The sequence below is a fragment of the Halomonas sp. R57-5 genome, assembly GCF_900070345.1.
GTDB classification, from domain to species: Bacteria; Pseudomonadota; Gammaproteobacteria; order Pseudomonadales; family Halomonadaceae; genus Vreelandella; species Vreelandella ventosae_B.
Window position 1 is genome coordinate 2,700,348 of the sequence record NZ_LN813019.1, and the last position, 23,665, is coordinate 2,724,012.

A 23,665-nucleotide genomic window follows, 5' to 3' on the forward strand; every position below is an offset into this window, starting at 1 on the left:
CATTTGAGTGTTTATACCCTGGGCGGCTGGGCATCAAACTTTTGGCCGCTCGTGCCTGTACTGTCGCGCCCCATCAGCCATAAGTAGGTAGGCATGATGTCTTCCGGGGTGCGTAGCGCTAAAGGATCTTCGCCGGGAAACGCGGTACGCCGCATTTGGGTACGCGTTGCCCCTGGGTTGAGCGAATTAACCCGGATATTGGGTTGGTTATCCAGCTCGTCGGCCAATACCTCAACAAACCCTTCGGTGGCGAACTTAGACACAGAGTAAGCGCCCCAGTAGGCGCGACCTTTGCGGCCAACGCTTGATGAGGTAAAAATCACCGAAGCATCCTCAGACGCTTGTAGCAGTGGCAATAGCGCCTGGGTCATCCAGATAGGCCCGTTAATATTCACCTGCATCACCTGCTGCCAAAGCTCAGGGTTATACTGCTCAAAGGGCGTGATGCGACCTAACAGTCCGGCGTTATGCAGTAAGCCATCCAAGCGGCCAAACTCTTTATCCAAGGTTTCCGCCATCTCATGAAAATCTTTGAGCGTGGCGCCTTCAAAGTTGAGCGGAAAAATCGCAGGCTGGGGGCCTCCGGCCGCTTCGATTTCATCGTAAACGCGCTCTAGCTTGGCAATGGTACGCCCCAATAGAATCACAGTGGCCCCGTGCTGGGCATAGCTTAATGCCGCGGCACGGCCAATGCCGTCCCCTGCGCCGGTTACCAACACGATGCGATTTTCCAACAGGTTGGGCGCTGGTTGATAGTCGATCTTGCAGCTCATGGTGATTCCCTGAAGCAAAAAAAGAGCAAAAAATATTAACTTGCTGATTGACGTAAAAAGTCATTGGCAAGGCCCGCGGCACTGCTTTGCGGGTAGTCATCACGTACTTGCTCAAGCAGCTCTCTACTTCGCTCTGCTTCGCCTTTACGCGCTTTCACCAAGCCTAGCTTATAGATCGCATCCGGCACTTTACTGCTGCCGCTATACTCATCGATTACACGGCTAAACGCTTGATCAGCAGCATCCAGCTCGCCCTCTGCAGCATATAGTTCACCGAGCCAGTAGTGACCATTAGCCGTTAGACTAGTATCAGGGTGGTCGCTAACAAAAGCTTCAAAGGCCGCAATCGCTTCGTCAAAACGGCGCGCCTGAACATGCGCAAAAGCCGCTTGATAGTCGGCCTGGGCATCCTCACTGACATTGCGACTTGAGGGTGCATTGACCACTTCCTCGGCAGCTTCAGGCTCTACCGCTGGGGTGGACTGCTCAATCTGGGTTGGACCGCTGCTCATCAGACGATCTTCAATATCGAGATATTGCTGCTGCGACTGGCGACGCAACTGCTCCAACTGGTGACGTAACTCTTCAATCTGACCACGTAGCTGCTGGATTTCCTGCTGGTGCTCCTGTACTTGGTTAAACAGTACAAGATTGCCACTGGACGCTTCCTGACGCTGCGTCTGCTGATAGAAGCTGCTGTTGGAATCGTTGGAAAGGTCTTGAACGAGCGGCTGTTGGGCGATGGCCGTTAGGGGCAATACGGACAGCGGGAGCACTAAGGCTCCCGCACCGCACAGCCTCTCAACGTAACGCTTGAGACTGTAATTCATGATGACTCCGGAGACGTAAACGGCGTGCGGTTAGCCGCACGCCGGATTCATCAGTAGTTAAATACGACGCGACGGTTCTGAGCGTAGGCGCTCTCGTCTTGGCCATTAACGGCTGGACGCTCTTCGCCATAGCTAACAACGCTCATTTGTGAAGAAGAGACGCCTTGAATATTCAGGAAGCGCTCTACTGCACCGGCACGACGCTCACCCAGCGCCATGTTGTATTCACGGGTACCGCGCTCATCCGTATGCCCGTGGAGAACCACCTGGGCATTAGGGTTGGCACGTAAATAGCGCGCATGAGCCATGACCACAGACTCGTACTCGCTTTTAATCGTATCGCGATCGTAATCGAAATAGATCGTGCGTACTTCTGGAATGCGTGAATCAGCCTGCTGACCAGCGCCTGAACCAGAAGTGGAACCATACTGACTGCCCGTGCCTGTACCTGAGGTGCTGGAACCGGTCGTGCTGCCATCCTGGCTACCGTACGAGTCACCGTCTTGGGTTCCGCCGGTGCTGGAACAGCCAGCGATTACTACGATAGATAGCGCTGCTGCTAATGAGCGAGCCAACGGTTTAAGTTGCATAATCAGACTCCTTGCCTGAAAACTAAAATTTCAATGTTAATCAATTTAAGAAGGGTGACCAAGCTGGATCACGAACATCGCCTTGTGCTGATGGCAGCCTGAATGATGAACGGCCATCGGCAGAAACAGCACTTAGCACCCCACTGTTACCCTGCTGGGTAGCGAAGATTACCATGGTCCCGTTCGGCGCAACACTAGGAGATTCATCTCTTGTTGATTCACTTAATACTACCAAGCGGTCGCCGCTTAGATCTTGCCTCGCTACTTGATAGCCACGGCTAGAACGGTGGATCAGGAATATCTGCTCGCCCTCGGGTGAGTAGCGACCGCGAGCGTTGTAGTTTCCGGTAAACGTCAGCCGTTGGGCCTCGCCACCACCCAATGCATATTGATAGAGCTGGGGGCCACCGCTACGATCCGAGGTAAACAGCAGGCTGCGTCCATCCGGTGCCCATGCGGGTTCCGTATCGATGCTGTTGTTATTAGTAATGCGCTCTACAGAACGGCTGCCGACATCCATAATATAAATTTCAGGCTGACCATCTTTAGACAGCGACATAGCGATACGCCGCCCGTCGGGTGACCACGCTGGCGCGCCGTTAATGCCTTCGAACGAGGTTGCTTGCACGCGCTGGCCAGTCGCTACATCTTGGATGTAAATAGCAGGACGCTCAGTTTCAAATGAGACATAGGCGAGCTTAGTGCCATCTGGCGACCACGCCGGTGACATGATCGGTTCGTCAGAGGTCAACACCTGCTCGCTACGGCGACCATCGGCGTCGGCAACGTACAGGCCAAACTGCATGTCGTCCCCTATACCCTGGGCCGTGACGTAAGCAATCTTGGTCGAGAAGGCACCACGAATATCGGTAATCTCTTCAAAGATTTGGTCGCTGATGTAGTGAGCAGCACCGCGCAGATCATTGCCCCTGACGGTGACGGTTTCACCCATCATCCGGCGTTGGCCGCTAATATCCATTAGCTCAAACTGCAGCTCAAAGCCGCCATCCGTCTGTTCGGCCGTACCTACCACCAAATAGCGCACGTCTAGCGAACGCCAAGTGCCGAACTCAACGTCGCCGGACTCGCTAGGCTGCTCAAACATATCGCCGCGCGCCAATGGGTCAAAGTATCCACTGCGCTCAAGATCATCTTGAACAATCTGTGCAACATCTTCAGGCAGGCCGTCTGAGCCTGCGAATGGCACAACACCTATCGGCAGTGCTTGATCGCTGCCTCGCGTGATTTCAATGGTTAAGTTAGCACTTGCCACACTGCTAAAAGTGATCAGCAAGCAAAATAACCAAAATTTCTTTAACACTTGAGTTTGCATCAACGGACTCCCCCTGGGGAAAAGTTCAAAGTGATATTGCGTCGGACTTCGCGCTGTTGATCTTCTGACAATTGTAGTAGCTCAGAAAACGGTGCCGCTTGCTCAACCGCCTGAACAATTGATTGATCAAAGGCACTATCGCCACTTGATGATGTTACGTTTACTAATAATACCTCCCCTGACGGCCCCAGGCGCACATTCACAGAAGCCCGCATACTATCACTTGATCCGCCGGGAATTATCCAGGCTTGTTCAATGGCGCGTTTCATTAAGTTACTAAAATTATTCGCAGCCTGCTCCGCTTGTTGGGCATTGGCAGCTGCTTCGGCTTCCCCTTCAAGCTGGCGCTGCATGGCTGCCTCTGCGGCTGCTTCCGCTTGACGTTGACGCTCTGCCTCCGCTTCACGACGTTGCTGCTCTTCAGCTTCACGTTGTCGCTGCGCCTCAGCCTCGCGCTCCCGTTGAGCCTCCTCTTGCTCACGAAGACGCTGCTCTTCAGCTTCACGCTGGCGTTCGGCTTCTGCTTCTTCGCGCTGCTGCTGTTCTGCCGCTTCACGCTGACGTTCAGCTTCTTCCGCTTCCCGGCGCTGTTGCTCTTCCGCTTCGCGCTGGCGTTCTGCTTCGGCCTCTTCGCGTTGCTGTTGCTCTGTGGCTTCCTGCTGGCGCTGCGCCTCTTCCACTTCACGTTGGCGCTGTGCGGCAGCTTCCGCTTCGGCTTCACGTTCAGCTGTTTCGGCCGCTTGCTGTTCAGCCTGCTCAGCCGCCTCTTCTGCTCTGCGCTGGGCTTCAGCCTCTGCAGTAGCACGCGCTTCTTCTAATGCTTGCTCTTCAGCTTCCGCCGCCTGCTGGGCGGCCTCTTCTGCTGCTTGCTGCTCGGCAGCAGCCTGCTGTTCACTGGCTGAAGGCTCCTCACTAGCTGAAGACTCTTCCGGCTCGGTAGGGGCTTCGGCGGGCGCATTCAATGCCGCTTGCTCTTCTGTGGCCTGCTGAGCCTGATCGGTAAACGTTTCGGTACTGACCAGTGTCGCCTGAACAATCGAGGAGCTATCGGGCTCTGCGTCTCGACTAGGCAGGCTGATCAAGCTAAACGCTACAATCGCGACGTGCACGCCTATCGCCAGCACAGTCGGCCATTTATAGCCGACATCTTGAGGATCGCGCGGGGCTTTCGGTGCCATGTGCAGCTTACCCTTACCCATCTTGCGGCGGCTCGGAAAGCAGCCCCMCATTAGCCACACCGGCGCCTTGCAGGGTACTCATCAAGACGACAATCTGCCCATAGGCCACATTACGGTCACCGCGCACCATGACCGGTGTACCCGGACGGCGCTCAAGAATCGTCGTCACCCGCTGGGACATCTCGTCCAGGGTAACCGATGTGGAGTCTTCTCCCAGCGTGATGAAGTAGCCCCCGTCGCTGTCCACCGAGATAACGATGGGATCATTATCTTCCTGGGTCTCAATGGGTTGGGAGGTGACTTGCGGCAACTCTACTTGTACGCCCTGGGTCAACATCGGCGCGGTGATCATAAAAACCACTAGCAGTACCAGCATGACGTCGATAAAAGGGACGACGTTAATCTCCCCCATCGGCTTGCTTTTATTACTGCGATTGAACGGTCCTTGCATGGCTCTCTCCCTTAGCTGGCGCTCGGTTTGCCGTCACGACCTTGCAAATTGCGGTGCAGGATCGCGTGAAACTCTTCGGCAAAGTCTTCGTATTTGCCCAGCAGACGAGAGGATGAGTTGGACAGGCGGTTATAGAAAATCACCGCAGGAATCGCCGCAAATAGCCCCATGGCCGTTGCGATTAGCGCTTCGGCAATCCAAGGAGCCACCGTGGCAAGAGTGGCTTGCTGGGTGAGCGATAGGGCCTGAAACGAGCCCATGATGCCCCACACGGTGCCGAATAGGCCGATATAGGGGCTCGCAGAGGCCACTGTGGCAAGAAAGACCAAGTGTTGGGTTAAGCGATCCTCTTCCCGCGACCACGCCACGCGCATACTGCGCTGCACACCTTCCAGCACGGTATCCGGGTCGCGGGTTTTAGGCATCAAACGGTTAAATTCGCGAAAACCGGCTTGAAAAATATGCTCGGCGCCGTGGCGCGGGTCATCAGTAGGGATCTCACGGTAGAGCTCGTTTAAGTCGACACCTGACCAAAAAGATTCCTCAAATTGGTTGTACTCTTTCTTGGCACGGCCCAGCGCAATACTGCGCTGAAAAATCACTACCCAAGAGAGGATCGACCCCACCAGCAGTAGTAGCATTACCAGTTGCACTACCGTACTGGCATTCATTATCAAATGGGGAATGGACATGGTGTTATCGTTCACAGGTGCCCTCATCAATCTATTAGGGTCGGTATTGCCGACACAGTGAATGACCTCTTGGTTAAGAGGCCCGGGTCAAAACGTTAAGCGCTGCTGGCCATGCTTTGGGTCGCAAACGCTCGGTGCTCAAGCAGGCTATCTCGACTGTGGCAGAGCAAAGGAGTTCCTCAGCACGCCAAACCTGCTGTTCAAATGTCATCCGACAGCGCCCAACATCGCTAACGTTGGCGCTAATTTCCAACGCATCGTCTAAACAAGCCGGTTTCGCATAGTGACAGGCCAAGCGGTATACCACTAGCTGTGTACCTTCGTCTAGCAGCGTTTGCTGATCCAGGCCCAACTGGCGGAGCCATTCGCTGCGCGCACGCTCCATAAACTTCAAGTAGTTAACGTAGTAGACAATACCTCCCGCGTCAGTATCTTCCATATAAACACGCAGCGGCAGTCGGTAGCCTTCGCTTATGTAACGGCTCACGGACGGCGCTCTCCTTCCATGTCGGTTGCCTGTTCGTGGGGCACACGCTCAAAGTGCAGCCACGCTTGACGGGTAACCACCCGCCCACGAGGGGTGCGCATCATCAAGCCTTGTTGAATAAGATAGGGCTCAATCACATCTTCGATAGTGTCACGCTCTTCGCTGATGGCAGCGGCGAGCGAGTCAATGCCCACCGGCCCGCCATCAAATTTATCGATCATGGCCAGTAGCAGCCGTCGATCCATATGATCCAAACCGTGGTGATCCACATTAAGCATATTAAGGGCGGCATCAGCCATGGCCACATCGACGACGCCGTTACCTTTCATTTCGGCATAATCGCGCACCCGGCGTAGCAACCGGTTGGCTATTCGCGGCGTGCCGCGGGAGCGTCGGGCTATTTCAATGGCGCCATCGTGGCTGGTCTCAACCCCTAACAAACGCGCTGAACGCGAAACAATTTCCGTTAATTCTTCAAGATTATAAAACTCAAGCCGCTGAACGATACCAAACCGATCACGCAGTGGAGAGGTTAATAATCCTGCCCGGGTAGTCGCGCCCACCAGGGTAAAGCGGGGAAGGTCCAGCTTAATCGAACGTGCTGCAGGCCCTTCACCAATCATGATATCGAGCTGAAAATCTTCCATGGCAGGATAGAGCACTTCTTCAACTACCGGCGACAGCCGATGAATTTCGTCAATAAACAGTACGTCGCCAGGCTCTAAATTAGTCAACATGGCGGCTAAATCGCCGGCCCGCTCGAGCACTGGGCCGGAAGTCGATTTCATACCGACCCCCATCTCAGTGGCAATAATATGCGCGAGGGTCGTTTTACCTAACCCTGGGGGGCCGAATACCAGGGTGTGATCCAGACTCTCTTCGCGCTGCCGGGCAGCACCAATAAAGATTTCCAACTGTTCCCGTACACGCGGCTGGCCAATATAGTCATCCAGCCGCTTAGGACGAATAGCGTAATCAATGCGCCCCTCACCCTGTTCAGGCTCTGCGGCGATCAGCCGATCGTGTTCTAGCATAGGTGCTCTTCTTTATGGCGATTGCAAAAGGTCTACTCGTTATCCGCAACATCGGACTTATATCACTGTCTGGTTAGCAACTCATGCGCTGGGTAAGGGCGGCTTTGATCAGTGCTTCGGTGGACTGATTGGGGTCGATGTCGGCGAGCATTTTCGACGCCTCAGTCAGTTTATACCCCAAGCTAACCAAAGCGGCTTCCGCATCGGCAAGATTATTGCGGGCAGAGGCACGGCCATTGGTTGCTTCAAGGGGGAGTAGCGCGTTGCTGCCGTCTTCCCATTCTGGAAAACGGTCTCGCATTTCAATTATCAGCCGCTCAGCGGTTTTCTTACCCACCCCTGGCAGCGTTGTCAGCGCTTTACTGTCGTCATCACGCACGCAGCGCATAAAGGCGTCTTCGTCCATACCTGACAGGATGGCCAGTGCCAGCTTGGGCCCTACGCCATTGACCTTGATCAAGGCGCGGAACAGTGCACGCTCGTGCTCACGACCAAACCCATACAGTAGGTGTGCATCATCACGAATGGTCAGATGAGTGAATAATGAAACGCTCTCGTTCACCGCCGGGAGCGCGACCAGGGTATTCATTGAGGTTTCCAGCTCATAACCTACACCGTGAACATCAATCACAATCCAGGGTGGTTGCTTCGCCACTAGCTGGCCACTCAGACGTCCAATCATAAATTCGCTCGCACAGGGGTGAAAAAGAGTGAAAAACAGATGATTACTATAAAGCGACTCTGTACAGGTGACCAGTAGTTCAAGGTGAGTGGTGAGGCCAGATTTCCGCGAGGGCGCTACTTTCGCCATCTGACCGCCATGGATGGCGGAAATGCCGAAATTGTTGGGAACACTTTCCGGCCCTGGTCAAAAGACCCTCGCTTCAATCTGCCCTCAGACACGGCTATGGGCACATTGTCTAAGCGTCATTTAAAGCCGCCAGCGGCCAGTGGAGCGACGCCGTCCCCGAGATGGTGCGGCGGGTAGACCCTGGCCGCTAAAGGCGTGGCCGTTATAGGCATGGGTTAGCGCAATGGCTAACGCATCCGCAGCGTCGGCTTGAGGAGTAGCAGAGAGCTGCAGTATCGCGGTAACCATATGCTGCACCTGCTCTTTATCCGCGCCGCCCTGACCGGTAACTGCCTGTTTAATTTGACGCGCAGCGTATTCAGCCAGGCTTAAACCATGGTTGGCCATGCACACCATGGCCGCACCGCGAGCCTGACCAAGCTTCAGCGCTGAATCAGGGTTTTTGGCCATAAAGACCCGCTCAATAGCGACCTCGCTGGGCCGATGCAAACCGACGACTTCACTTAAACCGGCGTAGATTTGCGCCAAGCGCTGCTCTAACGCCCCTTCCGCGGTACGAATACAGCCACTCGCTACATAGCAAGGTTTAACCCCGACCACATCAATCACCCCATAGCCAGTCACCCGGGACCCTGGGTCAATGCCTAAAATGCGGATAGGTACGGCGGGCGGTGTTGCATCCATAGCATTAACCTATAAAAACACCGACGCCGTAGCGTCGGTGTTAGGCAGTCAACCAACCGACTTATTCGGCGGCTGTTTCTGCTTTAGCTTTTTGGCGCAGGCGAATGTTCAAATCTTTCAACTGCTCGGGGCTGACTTCGCCCGGCGCGTTGGTCATCAAACAGGCAGCGCTCTGGGTTTTCGGGAAGGCGATCACTTCACGAATCGTCTTAGCACCAACCATCAGCATTACCAGGCGATCCAAGCCAAAAGCTAAGCCACCATGGGGGGGCGCACCGTACTGCAGCGCATCCAGCAGGAAGCCGAATTTCTGTTGGGCTTCTTCTTCACCAATGCCTAGAATCTCAAACACTGTACTCTGCATGGTTTGGTCGTGGATACGAATAGAGCCGCCGCCCAACTCGGTCCCGTTGAGCACCATGTCGTAAGCGCGGGAAAGCGCATTGGCAGGATCTGCCTTCAGCTCTTCCGGCGTACAGGAAGGCGCGGTAAAGGGGTGGTGCAGCGGGCTCAGGCGACCATTATCGTCGGCTTCAAACATCGGGAAGTCGACCACCCACAGCGGCGCCCACTCCTGGGTGTAGAGTTCAAGGTCAGCACCCAGCTTAACGCGCAGCGCGCCAATGGCTTCGTTGACAATACGCGCTTTATCGGCACCGAAGAAGATAATGTCACCATCTTCTGCGCCCACGCGGTCGAGCAGCTCTTCAACGATGTTTTCCATAAACTTGACGATCGGTGACTGCAGACCTTCAAGCCCTTTGGCACGCTCGTTGACCTTAATCCACGCCAAGCCTTTGGCACCGTAGATGCCAACAAACTTGGTATATTCATCAATCTCTTTACGCGACAGCTTGGCACCGCCGGGTACTTTCAATGCCGCGACGCGACCATCATCTGCGCTAGCGGGGCCAGAGAAGACTTTGAAGTCAACCTGCTGCATCAGGTCGTCCACATCGGTCAGTTCCAGCGGGATACGTAGATCCGGCTTGTCGGAACCGAAACGATCCATCGCTTCCTGCCAGGTCATGCGGGGAAACTCAGGCAGTTCAGCTTTTAGTACGTCCTGGAAAAGCTGACGAATCATGGCTTCAGTAATGCCCATGATGTCGCTCTCTTCCACAAACGACGCCTCGATATCAATCTGGGTAAACTCAGGCTGACGGTCGGCGCGCAGGTCTTCATCGCGAAAGCACTTGGCAATTTGGTAGTAACGGTCAAAACCCGCCACCATCAATAGCTGCTTAAACAGCTGCGGTGACTGGGGCAGCGCAAAGAAACTACCCGCGTGGGTACGGCTGGGCACCAGGTAATCCCGAGCACCTTCTGGCGTGGCGCGAGTGAGTACCGGCGTTTCGATATCCAGGAAGCCCTGGTTTTCGAGATACGCCCGCACGTTGTGAGAAATACGCGAGCGCAGCCGCAGCTTCTCAATCATATCCGGGCGACGCAGGTCGATGTAGCGATGCTTTAAGCGCACCTCTTCACCCACTTTGTTATGCTCGTCCAACTGGAATGGCGGGGTAACAGCGGTGTTGAGGACTTCGACATCTTTTGCCAACACCTCAATCATGCCCGTCGGCATGTTGGGGTTTTGAGTGCCTTCTGGGCGCAGCCGAACGCGACCAGTAATACGCAGGACAAATTCACTGCGGGCACGGTCGGCATTAGCGAACGCCTCGGCGGTATCAGGATCAACCACGAATTGAGCGATACCATCGCGATCGCGCATATCGAGGAAAATTACCCCACCGTGGTCACGGCGGCGATGAACCCATCCGCATACCGTAACCGTTTGATCCACCAAAGTTTCGTTCAGCTGGCCGCAATAATGGCTGCGCATGTCAAATCCTGTTCTGTTGCGTGGCAATGTAAGTGTCGCGGGTCGTTTCGACCCTGATTGCCGCGGCTATGCCGCGGCGCCCTTGTCTTTGGGAGTAATGCTCTTAGCGGTAGCGCTGGAATCGCTGGATTTTCCGGCATCTGCAGAGGCAGTTTTGCCATCAGCGACGAGGTTCTTTTTGCTACCCGTTTTGAAATCGGTTTCGTACCAACCGCCGCCGGCCAGACGGAAACCCGCGGCCGAGACAAGCCGTTCCAAGCCATCGCTTTGGCATGCAGGACAATCCTTGAGAGGATCGGCGCTAATTTTCTGCAATTTTTCCATGCGATGGCCGCAGGCCTTGCACTCATATTCATAGATGGGCATCTTAATGACTCCTAATAAGCTCAACCCTAACAAGCCTGGTTCTTAAAGCTAAGTTTTTAAAGACTAAGCTCTGAATGACCCAGTTTTTAATAACCCAGCTCTGAAGGCTCAGTTCTGAAAGAAAAAGAACAATGGCGAACACAAACGCTGCCAGGCTGCAATATGTGGCCAGTCGGGGTAAATTCCAAGGCTGCGGTTGATAAAGCGCCACCATTATACCCTTTTGTGCCCCCTGGCGAGCAAGGTTATACAGCCCCAGGCAGTTAATGGAGAGAAGAAAATGCCCCATGCGGTGATACTGGATGCAGAAAGCCTCGGCCCGGAGATCAATTTAGACGCTATCCGAGAGTCGGTCACACACCTGGAGGTGTTTGAGCAAAGCACGACCCAGCAAGCGCGGGAGCGCCTGGCCGGTGCAGACATAGCGATTGTGAACAAGGTGGTGCTGGATGCCGAGACCTTGCAACAGCTACCCAACCTGCGGCTGATATGCGTATTGGCAACAGGCCTCAATAACATTGATCTTGAAACCGCAAAACAGCAGAACATTACAGTAAAAAACGTTGCGGCTTACGGCACCGCCAGCGTTTCCCAGCACACCATGATGCTAATGCTGACATTAGCCAATCGCCTTCCCCTCTACCAACGCGATGTCGCCGCAGGCGAGTGGCAGCGCAGTGCTTTCTTCTGTCTGCAGGACTACCCAACACTCCAGCTGTCAGGCAAACAGTTAGTGATGGTCGGGCAAGGTGAGCTTGGCACTGAAGTAGCACGCTTGGCGGAGGCTTTTGGCATGCAGGTCACCTTTGCCGCCCGTCCCGGTAATGAAACGAATGATAAGCGCCCTGCCCTGGATGATCTGTTACCCGATGCAGATGTGATCAGCTTGCACTGCCCGCTAAGCGAGGCTACCAAGCACCTGATCAATCGCGAGCGTTTAGCGCGCGCCAAACCGTCGCTGATACTATTGAACTGCGCCCGCGGCGGTGTGATTGATGAAGTAGCCGCGCTGGCAGCGCTACGCAGTGGCAAACTAGGTGGATTAGGGGTTGATGTTCTGCCCGCCGAGCCGCCCAGAGATGGCCACCCGCTGCTGGATGCGCTCAGCGAGCCACTCAACTTAATCGTCACCCCTCACAATGCCTGGATCACCCCAGAGGCACGCCAGAATATTGTCAGCCTAACGGCGAACAATATTGCCCATTGGAAAGCCTCTTAACATCACTGGGTCGCAAAGTGATCCGGGGCGTGGCAACCATCCAGTACGTCGAGTTCGACGTGGGTAACCCGCGCCCCCTCTGAGCCCTGCCATAGCCACTCACTCAGCAGCTTGACCGCATCAGAGTGGCCGCACATCAATACTTCAACCCGGCCATCGGGCAAGTTCTTGGCGTAGCCGGTGATGCTATGTTGAAGGGCTTTCTCTTGAGTAGCACGGCGATACCAAACACCCTGCACCTTACCGGTCACTAGAGCACGTACACAGCAATCGCTCATACTCTCCTCCTTAGCTTTCACTTCTTAGCAAAATGCTAAACAAACTCGCGTTTGACAACCACGGCACTATTGCGCGGGATAAGCGGGCGCCCACGGCGCAGCAGCAATGAACGGGTAAACGCTGCTCCAAACAAAAGAATAAGCGAACTGTAATAGACCCAGAGTAGAATCATTACCACTGACCCGGCGGCGCCATACGTGGATGCTGTTGCCGTATAGGCTAGATAAATCGCAATCACGCTGCGGCCTAGGGTAAACAACACGGCGGTTACAACAGCGCCAATCAGCACATCCTGCCAGCGTAGCACTACGTCAGGCAGGACTTTAAAAATGGTGGCAAACAGCAAGGTGACAACGCCCAGCGAGATCAGCGACTCTACGGATGTCGTTAACAAGCTGGCATAGGGAACTAAATTATCGGCTGCTTGCAACATGCCTCGCAGCACGACGCCCATCACCAGTGAGACCAGTAATATAAACCCAATAGAGAGCACCACCGTTAGTGATAGCAAGCGACTTTTAATAAATCGTAAAGCACTATTAGAGGTAGGCTTTGCCGTTACCCCCCAAATGGTATTAAGCGAGAACTGCATCTGGGCAAACACCGTTGTCGCCCCGATCACCAGCGCCCCCACGCCTAATAGTGTTGGCAAAATACCGGACTCTTCAATTCTCGACTGAGCGACGGCTTCTTGAATAGCGACCGCTGCGTCCACCCCCAAGGTACCTTGCAACTGAGCAACAATCTGCCCTTGAGCCGCCTCTTCACCCATAACAACCCCGATCACTGTGACGGCAATAATGATCGTAGGCGCCAGTGAGAAAAGTGTATAGAACGCTAGCGAGCCAGCGTAGCTAAAGGCATTGCGCTCCAACCATAGTGACGTGGCGTCTTGGACTACTTTCCACCAAAAGATAGCAGTGCGTTTGATCATGTTCACTCCCTGTGTACCGGGTGCCGGTGCTGGATATCGAGGCGTTTTACAAACGTTATCAATAGCCTATTTTTTTCTAGCATACCTAACCACAGCGTTTAGCGCAGTTTTCTGGTACGTTGCATCTTTGAGATCACCACACCCAAAAGGAAGCTTGGATGGCCACTGACACTTCGCGCCCCGTGACCGCCTGCAACTTCGACTTCGACTGTTTGGTGTTCATTGGCCGTTTTCAGCCACCGCMCCTGGGGCACCTGGCGATAATCCGTGAGGCGCTTAAACGCGCACGGCAAGTGATTGTGCTGGTAGGCTCTTCGTGGCAAGCACGCTCACTGCGTAACCCCTGGCGCTTCGATGAGCGTCAAGCCATGCTGCGCGCGGGCTTTGACGACACCGATAATCAACGTTTGGAAATTACCCCGCTACTTGATGCACTCTATAACGACGACGTGTGGGTGCGCGACGTGCAGCGCAAGGTGCGAGATTTAGCTGCGCCTGCCAATGCCCGCCTACCGCGCATTGGCTTGATTGGAGCCAGTCGAGGCCAATCAAGCTACTACTTGTCACTGTTTCCTCAGTGGGAGTCGGTCAGCGTTCCGTCGGTGGAGGGGATTTCAGCCAGTCAAATACGCGAGCGCCTGTTTCGCTCTCCTAGCTCAACGGATGATTACCTGAGTACCGGTGCGTATCACGATTTACCGCCGGGCGTTGTGGCGAGCGTCAAACACTTTTGCAATGAGCGCGCCTATCAACGACTGCTGGAAGAGCAGCAATTATTGGATCAGTACCGTCAGGCATGGGCTCACGCGCCTTATCCACCTATTTTTGTCACGGTCAATGCGGTGGTAGTACAGTCTGGCCATGTGCTGCTGGTGCGGCGCACCGCGGCACCGGGAAAAGGCCTTTATGCCCTGCCAGGGGGATTTATTAACCCTCACGAGCGACTGCTGGACGCCTGTTTGCGCGAACTTCGCGAGCGCATCCGCTTGAAGGTTCCCGAACCGGTGCTCAAAGGCTCGCTGCGTGGTCAACGCCTGTTTGATGAGCCCCATCGCAGTTGGCGTGGTCGCACCTTGGCAGAAGCTTTCTACTTTGCGCTACGCCCTGATCAGCAGTTGCCGCGCTTAAAGCCCGTGAAAGGCGGCGATCATGCACGCTGGGTAGCGCTTGCCGACCTTGAGCCCGACAGCTTGTTTGAAGACCACTTTTTCATTATTCAGAACTTCCTGGGGTTGCCTGCCGATTTCGGCAGTGGCTAGACTACTAACATTCACCATTCACCATTCACCATTCACCATTCACCATTCACCATTCACCATTCACCATTAACTAATTAGGCCTGAAGAAAGTCTCGCGGCAGCTTCATCATCTGCCGCCACAAACGCTCCACACCCGGTTTATGCACCATAGAGCAGCGATATAAACGAATTTCCAAGGGTATATCCCAACTCGGGGCGCCTGCCCTTACCAAGCGGCCACTTTTTAACTCCTCGCGAATACAAAAATCGGGTATCCACGCCACCCCAACGCCTTGTAGCACCATTCCTTTTAAGCCTTCGGCCATGGCGGTTTCGTACACGGTGCGTAGCTTCATGCGCAACGGGTCATTCTTGAGCAGCATACGCACGCTGCGTCCTAAGAAAGCCCCCTGGGTGTAAGAAAGATAGGGAATGGAGGTGTCGTGCTGGAGTGAAAATTTTGCTTTGCCATGCTCGTCTGGCAACGAAACGGGCAGCATATTGACCTTACCAATCGAGAACGAGGGGAAGACCTCGGCATCTAGCTGCATAGTGGCAAAAGGGTCGTAATAAGCGAGCATCAGATCGCAGTTGCCCTCCCGCAGCACATGAATCGCTTCGCCCACATTCATGGCGACCAAGCGAGTCGGCAGCTCACCCAAGCCCTGCTGCAGGCGAGAGATCCACGGCGGATAAAAACTCAGCGCCAAAGAGTGCGCGGCGACAATATCCAGCGCCTCGTTAGCAATCGACAGGCCGCGCAAATGGCTAAGCGATTCGTTTAATTGCTCGACCAGGTTGCGCGCAGTGACCAGAAACAACTGCCCTTCTGGCGTTAACCCAACGGGGGTCGTCGAACGGTCCACCAAAGTGACATCAACGGCCTGCTCCAGCGCTCGAATACGACGACTAAATGCCGGTTGGGTAACGTGTCGCTGGCGTGCTGACGCAGAAAAGCTGCGCGTATTGGCCAGCGCTACAAAATCTTCCAGCCATTTTGTTTCAAGATTCACCCCATGACTCCTTGTATCACCCTGCTTTCACGCATGTTGGCTTTCCTTTTGGGCTAACTTAATTATTGAACCGGGGCCATTAAATAGGCCGCACGCGAGACGACTTTCATCCACACCGGACGCTGGTTAATTTCATCGATGGTCACACGCCGACAGTGTGAAAAGTCTTTTTCCAGCATCTCTTCAACGCTGGTCGCAAAATCGCGGCTTGGTATAAACGCGGTAATCTCAAAATTTAACCGAAACGAGCGATTATCCAAATTGACAGTACCCACCGTCGCTGCCTCGCTATCTACCAGCATGACTTTTTGATGTAAAAACCCCGGAAGATAACGGTATATTTTTACACCAGCCCTTAACATATCGGGTAGGAATGAGAACGCCGAGAGGAAAACTAGCAAGTGGTCGGGACGCTCGGGGATCATGACCCGAACGTCGACACCGCGCATCGCCGCAAGGCGCAGCGCGTCCTGAACTCCCTGGTCGGGAACAAAATAGGGGCTGGTCACCCATAGCCGCTGCTTGGCGCTATGAATAACCTGCTGCACTAGCAGGCTGGCGGTGTCCTGGCGGTCAGCGGGGCCAGAAGGCACAATAACCACGTGATGGTCGGTGGTGGGCGATGTATCCGGGGACCAGTTCAGGCTAATCACTTCATCGGTGGCCCAATGCCAATCTTCCCAAAAAGCCTCCTGCAAGCCCAATACACTGGGCCCTTCCAGCTTAAGATGAGTATCCCGCCAAGGCCCATGGCGCGGATTCTCACCGAGATACTCGACCCCAACATTAAAACCTCCTACCCAGCCCTCCTTACCATCTATCACGGTCACTTTACGATGGTTGCGGAAGTTAAGCTGAAAACGATGCTTAAGGCCTCGCGATGAGCGAAAGGCACTCACGGCTACCTCATCAGTGATTAAATCATTGAGGTAGCTATCGGCTAATTTACGGCTGCCCMCCTCATCATAGAGAAAATACACCCGCACGCCACGCTGCGCAGCACGCTGTAAATGATGCTTCAGGCGCTGCCCAAGGGCATCATTGCGAACAATAAAAAACTGCAGCAAAACATACTGCTCAGCGCGATCAATACCGTCAAACAAGCTTTCGAAGGTCGCGGTCCCATCGATGAGCAGTGTCGCTTGATTGCCATGGGTAAGCGGCATCATGGCAAGCTGTTCCACCGCCTGAATATCCGCACTGCTGGAGGGGGCCACATAAGGCTGAACATTGGCCCGGTAGCGCACGAGCACTCGGCGTAGAACGGTGTCTCGCTGGCCTCGGGCAGATACATAGCCATAAAAACGCGGTCGCCCGAAAAACCAGTAAGCAGGAAGCGCCACATAGGGGAACGTCAGTAGCGATATGATCCATGCCACGGCCCCCTGGGAGGTGCGGCTGGACATCAGTGCCATAATCGCGGAGACAAAGCCTAGCAGGTGTATCAGTAAGATGCCGGTCCCTAGCAACCAGGAGGTCATATCAACGTCCTCATAAAGCAAGGGCCTCGCCGTCAGCGAGGCCCTTATGCGTTTAAAGCCTAATCAACCTTACCACTCCATCATGCCGACTGGGCAATAATCTCTTTCCACTTCGCCGGACCGGTTTGATGTACCGATGTGCCCAGGCTATCAACAGCCACGGTCACTGGCATATCTTCGACCTCAAATTCGTAGATCGCTTCCATACCCAGATCTTCGAAGCCCACTACCCGCGATTTTTTAATCGCCTGTGCTACAAGATAGGCAGCGCCACCGACGGCCATTAAGTAGACAGCTTCATTATCACGAATAGCATCTATGGCGAGCTGCCCACGCTCTGCTTTACCTACCATGCCCAGCAGTCCAGTCTCTTCCAGCATGGTGCGGGTAAATTTATCCATTCGTGTGGCGGTAGTCGGGCCAGCAGGTCCCACTACTTCATCGCCAATCGGATCAACCGGGCCGACGTAGTAGATAAAGCGACCTTTCATATCGACGGGCAATGGCTCGCCTTTGGCCAGCATATCGATCATGCGCTTATGGGCCGCATCGCGGCCAGTTAGCAGCTTGCCATTTAACAGCAGGGTATCACCGGGCTGCCAGGTTTTGACTTCGGCGGGCGTCACCGTATCAAGGTTGACACGTTTTACGTTCTCGCCCGCCTCGCGGGTAATTTCCGGCCAGTCCTCAAGCTTCGGCGCTTTTAGCGCTGCGGGGCCAGATCCATCCAGCGTAAAGTGGGCGTGACGGGTCGCCGCGCAGTTGGGAATAATCGCTACAGGCTTGTTGGCCGCATGGGTCGGATAGTCTTTAACTTTAATATCCAGCACGGTGGTTAAGCCGCCTAGCCCCTGGGCACCAATACCGCTCTTGTTGACCTTATCAAACAGCTCTAAACGCAGCTCTTCAGCACGGTTGCTGGGCCCGCGAGCCTGCAGATCCTGAATATCGATAGGATCCAGCAGCGCCTCTTTGGCAATCAGCATGGCCTTTTCAGCGGTGCCGCCGATACCAATCCCCAGCATACCGGGCGGACACCAGCCAGCGCCCATCTTCGGCAGTTGCTCCATCACCCAATCAACCACGCTGTCGGAGGGGTTAAGCATGGCAAACTTGGATTTTGCCTCGCTGCCACCGCCCTTCGCGGCAACGTGAATATCGACGCTGTCACCGGGCACAATTGAGTGGTGAATAATCGCCGGCGTGTTGTCTTTGGTGTTGGCCCGCTTGCCGTCGGGATCCGCCAGCACCGAGGCACGGAGGATATTATCCGGCAGCAGGTAAGCGCGACGAACACCTTCATTGATCATGTCGTCCAGGCTCATGTCCGCTTCCCAGGTAACGTTCATACCCACGTGAACGAACACGGTGACGATGCCGGTATCCTGGCAAATCGGGCGATGCCCGGTGGCACACATACGCGAGTTAATCAATATCTGAGCAATGGCGTCTTTGGCGGCGGGGTTCTCTTCGCGCTCGTAGGCAGCCGCCATGGCGTCGATAAAATCTTTGGGATGGTAATAAGAGATGTACTGCAGAGCATCGGCAACGCTTTGAATAACGTCGTCCTGGCGAATCACGGTCATGGACTAATTGCTCCTAGGTTATCGTCTAGTTAGCGGCTTTCGTCCGCGCCTGCGGAAGTGCCGTCTTAGCGTGAACCCAGTATACCGTATTGGCCCTTACGCAGCAGCACTCTGCGGTGTAGAACTGATTACTTCAGCAAATCTTGATCCAGGTGTGTTTCTACCAGCAAGATAACGGTATAAATATTAAAGCCAGCGCTGCGACGCGCTTTGGCGCTGCTTATCCTGACTGGCAGTGAGGGCAGAGATAGAGCCGCCGCGAACCGATCATTTTGCGCTCAATCACCGATCCACAGCGGTGGCACTCAAGACCTGCCCGATCGAAAACCGCGAAACGCCACTGTCTGCGCGCCTCGCCTGCAGCTTTGGCCTGGGAGATCCAGGCCTCACGATTGGTGACGCCTGCGGTTTGGTAGGCTTGGCGGGTAATGTCAATGATGCACTCAGCCAGGGTTTGCTGCTGTTCTGGGGTCAAATCCACCGGTCGAGCGCTTGGCGGCAGTTGAGAGAAAAACAGGATTTCAGAGCGCAAATAATTACCCAGCCCGGCGACCAACCCCTGGTCGAGCAGCAGTGCCCCCAGGCTGCGTTTATGAAATCGCTTCAAATTCAGGCGCTGCTGCACATCGGATGGAGCCACATCTTGGCTCAACAAATCAGGGCCCAAGCGGGCTAAGAAAGGGTGCTCGGTGAGATTGTCTGCATGCCAGAGGGAAATATCCGATGCGCTATAGAGACTGGCGCTACGCCCTTCTGCTGTAAGTCGAACACGCAGGGTGCGCTTGGTGTTGGGCGGTTTATCCTCACTATGCAGCTTCCAAACCCCATAAAGCTGATTGTGGGAGTAAAGCACGCGCTGGTCGGCAAAACGGATCAACATTGCTTTGCCCCAGGTATCTACCCGAGAAACCCGAATACCGATCAGTGACGCGGCCTGCTCGGCAAGCTCTGGAAAGGCGAACCAAGCATCGTCAATCACCCGCCCGCCTATTTGCTGTTCAATACGATCCGCCGCGCGGCGAATTTCTGGGCCTTCCGGCATACCGTTAGCCCAGCGCCAGCTGTTTTTCTTTCATCTGGTGGAGTTGATCACGCAGCCGCGCGGCCTCTTCAAACTCGAGATTTTGTGCGGCTTCAAACATGGCATCCTCAAGCTTACTGATGGCACCCAGCAGGTCTTGGTTGCTCATGGTGGTGATATCGTACTCTGCAGCGCTTTCCGCCACTTTACGCTCGTTGCCACGGCGACGGCTGCTCTTCTTGCTGCCTGGCGCCTGGGCGGCTTCAAGTATATCGGCCACCGACCGCGTCACGGTGGTCGGTGTAATGCCATGCTCAAGGTTGTGTTCGGTTTKCTTCGCCCGCCGCCGCTCGGTCTCATCGATCGCTTTGCGCATCGAGTCAGTAATCCGGTCACCATAGAGAATCGCCTTGCCGTGGGCGTTACGGGCCGCTCGGCCAATTGTTTGGATCAACGAGCGCTCGGCGCGCAGAAAACCCTCTTTATCAGCATCGAGAATCGCCACCAGCGACACTTCGGGAATATCCAAGCCTTCGCGCAGTAGGTTGATACCTACCAACACATCAAACTTGCCTAGGCGTAAATCACGAATAATCTCAACCCGCTCGACGGTGTCGATATCCGAATGCAAGTAGCGCMCCCGAATGCCGTGCTCGTCAAAATACTCGGTCAGGTCTTCCGCCATGCGCTTGGTTAGCGTGGTTACCAGCACCCGTTCGCCTACCGCAGTGCGCAGACCAATCTCCGAGAGCAGATCGTCTACCTGAGTGCTGGCCGGGCGCACCTCAATTTCAGGGTCCAGCAGCCCGGTGGGACGCACCACCTGCTCTACCGTTTGGCTGGCGTGCTCGCCCTCATAACGGCCTGGGGTGGCGGAGACAAAGATCGTTTGCGGGGAGATTGACTCCCACTCCTCAAACTTCATGGGCCTGTTGTCCAGCGCCGAGGGCAGCCGAAAACCATACTCGACCAACGTCTCTTTACGCGAGCGGTCGCCTTTATACATGCCGCCTACCTGGGGCACGCTGACATGTGACTCGTCGATAAACAGCAGCGCGTCGTCGGGCAAGTAGTCGAAGAAGGTCGGCGGTGGCTCGCCCGGCGCACGGCCAGAGAGATAGCGGGAGTAGTTTTCGATACCATTGCAGTAACCCAGCTCCAGCATCATTTCGATATCATAGAGGGTGCGCTGCTCTAAACGCTGCGCTTCTACCAGCCGCTCGTGCTTACGCATCCATTCAAGGCGCTCTTTGAGCTCCTGTTTAATGTCATCAATGGCGCCTAGAATCGTTTCCCGCGGGGTAACGTAGTGGGACTTGGGATAGATGGTCATCCGCGGCACTTCCCCGCGCACGGCACCGGTGAGCGGATCGAACAGGCGAATGGTGTCGATCTCGCTATCGAACAGCTCTACCCGAACCGCCTCTTCGTCGGAATCAGCAGGGAAAATATCGATCACATCCCCGCGCACCCGGTAGGTACCGCGGCGGAAATCCATATCATTGCGGGTATATTGTAGCTCCGCTAAGCGGCGCAAAAAGGCGCGCTGATCAATCAGCTCACCGCGGGTGAAATGGAGGCGCATTTTAAGGTACTGGTCAGGGTCACCGAGGCCATAAATCGCCGAGACTGACACCACAATCAGCGCGTCGCGGCGTTCTAGCAGTGCCTTGGTGGCCGAAAGCCGCATCTGCTCGATATGGTCGTTTATCGAGGCATCTTTCTCGATAAAGGTATCCGAGGAAGGCACATAGGCTTCCGGCTGGTAGTAGTCGTAGTAGGAGACGAAATACTCTACGGCGTTATCCGGGAAGAATGCCTTGAATTCGCCGTAAAGCTGGGCCGCAAGCGTCTTGTTCGGCGCCATCACAATGGTAGGACGCTGCTGCTGTTCCACCACATTGGCCATGGTGAAGGTTTTACCCGACCCGGTCACGCCAAGCAGCGTTTGGTGAGCAAGCCCAGATTCCAGGCCACTAATCAGCCCTTTAATAGCAGCAGGCTGGTCGCCAGCGGGCTGAAATTTTGACTGCAATCGAAAGGCTTTGCTCATCGGTGCTCCTATAAAAGATATAATTTAAACTAACCGGGTGGCGATCTCGACCGTAGACTGGGTCATCAGGCGTTGAATGGGGCAGCGGTGGCTAATATCTTCCAGCCGGGCGCGCTGCTCCGGGTCTTCAATACCGTGCAGCGTTAATGCCACGTCTAGCTTGTAGATGCCCTTTTTTTCCTGGCTATCGTCACGCTGCACCGTGACAGTAATACCCTCGAGCGGCCACTCTTTACGCTTGGCGTACATCTGCACAGTAATCGCCTTGCAGGTACCCAGAGCAATATCGAAATAGTCGTGGGGATCAGGGGCACTGCCCTCGCCMCCTACTATCGGTGGCACATCAGCGTATAGATCTTCCAAGCCATTGACTTCAACTCGCTGCCTAAAGACATGGTTGCGTTCACTGATCACGGTAATCGGTGGGTGCATTAGGATACCTTTACGCCTAGCTTGAGTTTTTCAATGGCATTAATCAGCGTTTCGCGCCTTGCCCGGCCGTCTACATCGGCGCCATGGCGCCCCACTTCGGCACTATCAACGCCATCAAGCATCATCAGCGCCGTGGTGATTTTGTTGACCTGATCGACCGATTTAACACCTTGGAATGTTAACGACTGCTGCGCCATAGCGTTTCCCTGCCTGTTGACCTGTGCAAAACTGATACAAGAGAAAGAGTCTAGCACGCTAATGGTGCCTTGCAATCAGCGCTGACCGCCCACACCTAATAGTACTAACGTTACTTTTGACTCTTACGTACTGAATACATCACTACCGAACGCTTTCCCACTTTTTCAGGAGTTTTTATGGCGACCGTTACCGCTAGCACCCCCGCCCTTGGCAGCGTCCGCCTTAATCATTTAGCCGCGCTGGATGTGAAGGGGGCGGATGCCGAAAAGTTCCTTCAGGGCCAGACCAGCGCTCAGGTCAGCTTGGCCGATGGACACTTCGCGCCGCTCACCTGTTTTTGTACGCCTAAGGGGCGGATGTTAGCCAACGCTCAACTGATGCGCTTGGGGGATGAGCATTTTCGTTTGCTACTGAGCGTTACCCTACTTGACAGTTTAGCCAGCCATCTTAAAAAATTCGCCGCCTTCTATAAGACTGAGTTGGTCTCGCTGCCCGATCTTATCGTCGTGGGTTCAAGCGATGATGCCCAATCGATTGCGGATCAATTTGCTTTATCACTACCTGATCAAGTGGGTACCCACAGTAACAACGATCAAGCCTGCGTACTCCGCTACCCCGGTGAGACACCGCGCTGGCTGTTGTGTTTCGATCACGATACCCCGGCATCGGTTAAGGATGATGCAGTGAGCCGCAACGCTTGGCAGCTTGAGGATATTCGTAGCGGCCTGGCGTGGCTTACCGATGCCCAGCAGGATCATTTCCTGCCCCAGATGCTTAACTGGGAAGCGCTGGGTGGCATTAGCTTTAAAAAAGGCTGCTATACCGGTCAGGAAGTTGTTGCCCGGGCACACTTTCGTGGCCAAGTGAAAAAGCGCCTGATGCACATCAGTGTAGAAACCACATCGCTGCCCGAGGTGGGCGCCAGCATCGTTAATTGTGACGATAAATCAGTGGGTGAAGTGGTAGCCAGCGCGACGACCCCGCAAGGCGACATCGAGCTGCTAGCGGTCATGAGCACCAAAGTGGCCGAAGCAATGACGCCGCTGTTTTTAGCTGGGACGCCAGCCACCCTGCTTCTATTACCTTATGCGATTGAGCGCGTTGATCCCGAGCAGCTGGCGGTTAGCCTCAACGGCTAA

Annotated in this window: 25 protein-coding genes; 3 read left to right on the top strand and 22 right to left on the bottom strand. The window is 54.8% G+C overall.

What is annotated here, in order from left to right; translation table 11 throughout:
* Positions 1–11 precede the first annotated feature (11 nt).
* The 13 genes from HALO_RS12440 to HALO_RS12500 form a co-directional block, all read right to left on the bottom strand.
* A complete protein-coding gene (locus tag HALO_RS12440) occupies positions 12–773 on the bottom strand; it encodes a YciK family oxidoreductase (protein WP_035579263.1) in 762 nt (253 codons plus the stop codon).
* Between the two features lie 35 nt (positions 774–808).
* Entirely contained in the window at positions 809–1,603 is a 795-nt protein-coding gene (ybgF, locus tag HALO_RS12445; RefSeq protein WP_035579261.1) for a tol-pal system protein YbgF, read from the bottom strand.
* 50 nt (positions 1,604–1,653) lie between these two features.
* Positions 1,654–2,193 (bottom strand): peptidoglycan-associated lipoprotein Pal, encoded by a 540-nt coding sequence (pal, locus tag HALO_RS12450; RefSeq protein ID WP_035579258.1) that lies wholly within the window; start codon positions 2,191–2,193, stop codon positions 1,654–1,656.
* Positions 2,194–2,233: 40 nt separating this feature from the next.
* Positions 2,234–3,526 carry a Tol-Pal system beta propeller repeat protein TolB gene (gene tolB / locus HALO_RS12455; protein ID WP_035579256.1) on the bottom strand — a complete coding sequence of 431 codons (1,293 nt, stop codon included), beginning with the start codon at positions 3,524–3,526 and terminating at the stop codon, positions 2,234–2,236.
* Entirely contained in the window at positions 3,526–4,704 is a 1,179-nt protein-coding gene (tolA, locus tag HALO_RS12460; protein WP_035583356.1) for a cell envelope integrity protein TolA, read from the bottom strand. Before tolA ends, tolB begins: the two co-directional genes overlap by 1 nt.
* A 13-nt stretch (positions 4,705–4,717) precedes the next feature.
* Positions 4,718–5,155 carry a protein TolR gene (tolR, locus tag HALO_RS12465; RefSeq protein WP_050713490.1) on the bottom strand — a complete coding sequence of 146 codons (438 nt, stop codon included), beginning with the start codon at positions 5,153–5,155 and terminating at the stop codon, positions 4,718–4,720.
* Positions 5,156–5,166: 11 nt separating this feature from the next.
* The gene (gene tolQ, locus HALO_RS12470) at positions 5,167–5,862 is read right to left on the bottom strand and encodes a protein TolQ (protein ID WP_035579252.1); all 696 of its coding nucleotides are present in this window, start codon (positions 5,860–5,862) and stop codon (positions 5,167–5,169) included.
* 58 nt (positions 5,863–5,920) lie between these two features.
* Positions 5,921–6,334: a tol-pal system-associated acyl-CoA thioesterase gene (gene ybgC, locus HALO_RS12475; RefSeq protein WP_269449296.1), complete on the bottom strand. Its 414-nt coding sequence runs from the start codon at positions 6,332–6,334 to the stop codon at positions 5,921–5,923.
* The gene (gene ruvB / locus HALO_RS12480; protein ID WP_035579250.1) at positions 6,331–7,368 is read right to left on the bottom strand and encodes a Holliday junction branch migration DNA helicase RuvB; all 1,038 of its coding nucleotides are present in this window, start codon (positions 7,366–7,368) and stop codon (positions 6,331–6,333) included. Before ruvB ends, ybgC begins: the two co-directional genes overlap by 4 nt.
* A 73-nt stretch (positions 7,369–7,441) precedes the next feature.
* The gene (gene ruvA, locus HALO_RS12485) at positions 7,442–8,050 is read right to left on the bottom strand and encodes a Holliday junction branch migration protein RuvA (protein WP_035583352.1); all 609 of its coding nucleotides are present in this window, start codon (positions 8,048–8,050) and stop codon (positions 7,442–7,444) included.
* A 249-nt stretch (positions 8,051–8,299) separates the two neighbouring features.
* Complete coding sequence (gene ruvC, locus HALO_RS12490) at positions 8,300–8,863, bottom strand: crossover junction endodeoxyribonuclease RuvC (RefSeq protein ID WP_035579248.1); 564 nt, start codon at positions 8,861–8,863, stop codon at positions 8,300–8,302.
* Between the two features lie 61 nt (positions 8,864–8,924).
* Positions 8,925–10,706, bottom strand: a complete 1,782-nt coding sequence (aspS, locus tag HALO_RS12495; RefSeq protein WP_050713491.1) for an aspartate--tRNA ligase — start codon at positions 10,704–10,706, stop codon at positions 8,925–8,927.
* Positions 10,707–10,772: 66 nt separating this feature from the next.
* Entirely contained in the window at positions 10,773–11,072 is a 300-nt protein-coding gene (locus HALO_RS12500; protein WP_035579243.1) for an FmdB family zinc ribbon protein, read from the bottom strand.
* 280 nt (positions 11,073–11,352) lie between these two features.
* Between HALO_RS12500 and HALO_RS12510 the strand changes: the two genes are divergently transcribed.
* On the top strand, positions 11,353–12,291 hold the full coding sequence (locus tag HALO_RS12510) for a D-2-hydroxyacid dehydrogenase (RefSeq protein WP_035579241.1): 939 nt from the start codon (positions 11,353–11,355) through the stop codon (positions 12,289–12,291).
* A 2-nt stretch (positions 12,292–12,293) separates the two neighbouring features.
* On the opposite strand, the gene HALO_RS12515 is transcribed toward HALO_RS12510, so the two are convergent.
* The gene (locus HALO_RS12515) at positions 12,294–12,569 is read right to left on the bottom strand and encodes an acylphosphatase (RefSeq protein ID WP_035579239.1); all 276 of its coding nucleotides are present in this window, start codon (positions 12,567–12,569) and stop codon (positions 12,294–12,296) included.
* A 35-nt stretch (positions 12,570–12,604) separates the two neighbouring features.
* Positions 12,605–13,504, bottom strand: coding sequence for a YihY/virulence factor BrkB family protein (locus HALO_RS12520; protein WP_035579237.1), 900 nt, complete (start codon positions 13,502–13,504; stop codon positions 12,605–12,607).
* A 158-nt stretch (positions 13,505–13,662) separates the two neighbouring features.
* Here HALO_RS12520 and HALO_RS12525 point away from each other — a divergent pair, with 158 nt between their 5' ends.
* A complete protein-coding gene (locus HALO_RS12525; RefSeq protein ID WP_050713493.1) occupies positions 13,663–14,763 on the top strand; it encodes a bifunctional nicotinamide-nucleotide adenylyltransferase/Nudix hydroxylase in 1,101 nt (366 codons plus the stop codon).
* A gap of 74 nt (positions 14,764–14,837) precedes the next feature.
* Here the strand turns inward: HALO_RS12525 and HALO_RS12530 are convergent, their stop codons facing one another.
* The 7 genes from HALO_RS12530 to HALO_RS12560 form a co-directional block, all read right to left on the bottom strand.
* A complete protein-coding gene (locus tag HALO_RS12530; protein WP_035579232.1) occupies positions 14,838–15,755 on the bottom strand; it encodes a LysR substrate-binding domain-containing protein in 918 nt (305 codons plus the stop codon).
* A gap of 62 nt (positions 15,756–15,817) precedes the next feature.
* Positions 15,818–17,236 carry a cardiolipin synthase gene (gene cls, locus HALO_RS12535; RefSeq protein ID WP_050713494.1) on the bottom strand — a complete coding sequence of 473 codons (1,419 nt, stop codon included), beginning with the start codon at positions 17,234–17,236 and terminating at the stop codon, positions 15,818–15,820.
* An 80-nt stretch (positions 17,237–17,316) separates the two neighbouring features.
* On the bottom strand, positions 17,317–18,822 hold the full coding sequence (locus HALO_RS12540; protein WP_035579226.1) for a fumarate hydratase: 1,506 nt from the start codon (positions 18,820–18,822) through the stop codon (positions 17,317–17,319).
* Positions 18,823–19,042: 220 nt separating this feature from the next.
* On the bottom strand, positions 19,043–19,864 hold the full coding sequence (nei, locus tag HALO_RS12545; RefSeq protein WP_035579222.1) for an endonuclease VIII: 822 nt from the start codon (positions 19,862–19,864) through the stop codon (positions 19,043–19,045).
* Between the two features lie 4 nt (positions 19,865–19,868).
* Positions 19,869–21,896, bottom strand: a complete 2,028-nt coding sequence (gene uvrB, locus HALO_RS12550) for an excinuclease ABC subunit UvrB (RefSeq protein WP_050713495.1) — start codon at positions 21,894–21,896, stop codon at positions 19,869–19,871.
* Positions 21,897–21,920: 24 nt separating this feature from the next.
* Positions 21,921–22,328, bottom strand: a complete 408-nt coding sequence (locus tag HALO_RS12555) for an OsmC family protein (protein WP_035579217.1) — start codon at positions 22,326–22,328, stop codon at positions 21,921–21,923.
* Positions 22,328–22,525, bottom strand: coding sequence for a hypothetical protein (locus HALO_RS12560; protein WP_035579215.1), 198 nt, complete (start codon positions 22,523–22,525; stop codon positions 22,328–22,330). Before HALO_RS12560 ends, HALO_RS12555 begins: the two co-directional genes overlap by 1 nt.
* A 177-nt stretch (positions 22,526–22,702) precedes the next feature.
* On the opposite strand from HALO_RS12560, the gene ygfZ reads away from it, so the two are divergent.
* Positions 22,703–23,665 (top strand): CAF17-like 4Fe-4S cluster assembly/insertion protein YgfZ, encoded by a 963-nt coding sequence (gene ygfZ / locus HALO_RS12565; protein ID WP_035579211.1) that lies wholly within the window; start codon positions 22,703–22,705, stop codon positions 23,663–23,665.

What these genes read in the sequence shown, in the direction of transcription:
- HALO_RS12440 (WP_035579263.1), bottom strand. Translation starts at nt 773, where the DNA reads ATGAGCTGCAAGATCGACTATCAACCAGCGCCCAACCTGTTGGAAAAT.
- tolA (WP_035583356.1), bottom strand. Translation starts at nt 4,704, where the DNA reads ATGGCACCGAAAGCCCCGCGCGATCCTCAAGATGTCGGCTATAAATGG.
- ruvA (WP_035583352.1), bottom strand. Translation starts at nt 8,050, where the DNA reads ATGATTGGACGTCTGAGTGGCCAGCTAGTGGCGAAGCAACCACCCTGG.
- nei (WP_035579222.1), bottom strand. Translation starts at nt 19,864, where the DNA reads ATGCCGGAAGGCCCAGAAATTCGCCGCGCGGCGGATCGTATTGAACAG.
- HALO_RS12540 (WP_035579226.1), bottom strand. Translation starts at nt 18,822, where the DNA reads ATGACCGTGATTCGCCAGGACGACGTTATTCAAAGCGTTGCCGATGCT.
- ruvC (WP_035579248.1), bottom strand. Translation starts at nt 8,863, where the DNA reads ATGGATGCAACACCGCCCGCCGTACCTATCCGCATTTTAGGCATTGAC.
- ybgF (WP_035579261.1), bottom strand. Translation starts at nt 1,603, where the DNA reads ATGAATTACAGTCTCAAGCGTTACGTTGAGAGGCTGTGCGGTGCGGGA.
- HALO_RS12500 (WP_035579243.1), bottom strand. Translation starts at nt 11,072, where the DNA reads ATGCCCATCTATGAATATGAGTGCAAGGCCTGCGGCCATCGCATGGAA.
- pal (WP_035579258.1), bottom strand. Translation starts at nt 2,193, where the DNA reads ATGCAACTTAAACCGTTGGCTCGCTCATTAGCAGCAGCGCTATCTATC.
- HALO_RS12510 (WP_035579241.1), top strand. Translation starts at nt 11,353, where the DNA reads ATGCCCCATGCGGTGATACTGGATGCAGAAAGCCTCGGCCCGGAGATC.
- ygfZ (WP_035579211.1), top strand. Translation starts at nt 22,703, where the DNA reads ATGGCGACCGTTACCGCTAGCACCCCCGCCCTTGGCAGCGTCCGCCTT.
- aspS (WP_050713491.1), bottom strand. Translation starts at nt 10,706, where the DNA reads ATGCGCAGCCATTATTGCGGCCAGCTGAACGAAACTTTGGTGGATCAA.
- tolB (WP_035579256.1), bottom strand. Translation starts at nt 3,526, where the DNA reads ATGCAAACTCAAGTGTTAAAGAAATTTTGGTTATTTTGCTTGCTGATC.
- HALO_RS12560 (WP_035579215.1), bottom strand. Translation starts at nt 22,525, where the DNA reads ATGGCGCAGCAGTCGTTAACATTCCAAGGTGTTAAATCGGTCGATCAG.
- HALO_RS12520 (WP_035579237.1), bottom strand. Translation starts at nt 13,504, where the DNA reads ATGATCAAACGCACTGCTATCTTTTGGTGGAAAGTAGTCCAAGACGCC.
- ruvB (WP_035579250.1), bottom strand. Translation starts at nt 7,368, where the DNA reads ATGCTAGAACACGATCGGCTGATCGCCGCAGAGCCTGAACAGGGTGAG.
- HALO_RS12515 (WP_035579239.1), bottom strand. Translation starts at nt 12,569, where the DNA reads ATGAGCGATTGCTGTGTACGTGCTCTAGTGACCGGTAAGGTGCAGGGT.